Genomic DNA, 542 nt, shown 5'->3' on the forward strand with positions numbered 1-542 from the left:
CCGGACGGGACGGTGTTGCGCATCGGCGGCGTCGGGCAGGACGTCACCGAGCTGAAGCGGATCGAGGCGGCGCTGCGCGAGGAGGAGGCGCGGCAGAGGGCGCTGGTGGAGGGGATCCCGCAGCTTCTCTGGCGCTCGGACGAGGGCGGGCTGTGGACCTGGTCCAGCCCGCAATGGCGCGACTACACCGGGCAGGGCGAGGCACGAAGTCTCGGCTGGGGCTGGCTCGACGCGCTGCACCCCGAAGATCGGGACATGGCCCGTGAGGCCTGGCGCAAGGCCGGGCCGGCCGGCCTGCTGCAGTTCGATGGTCGCATCCGCCATGCCACCTCCGGCCGCTATGCCTGGTTCCAGACCCGCGGCCTGCCGGTGCGCGGCGATGACGGTAGGGCCGCCGAGTGGATCGGCTCCTGCACCGACATCGACGACCAGGTGCACGTGCGCGAGGTGCTGGCGCGCGCCGGGGAGGAGCTCGAGGCCCGCGTCGCCGAACGGACGGCCGAGCTGATGGCCACGGAAGAGAGCCTGCGCCAGGCACAGAA

Annotated in this window: 1 protein-coding gene; it reads left to right on the forward strand. The window is 72.9% G+C overall.

The window, feature by feature from the left end; translation table 11 throughout:
* Positions 1-542: PAS domain-containing protein (locus D2K64_RS24105; RefSeq protein ID WP_120010960.1), on the forward strand; the 542-nt coding region annotated here is incomplete at both ends.

Source organism: Teichococcus vastitatis (genome assembly GCF_003604215.1).
Lineage (GTDB): Bacteria > Pseudomonadota > Alphaproteobacteria > Acetobacterales > Acetobacteraceae > Pseudoroseomonas > Pseudoroseomonas vastitatis.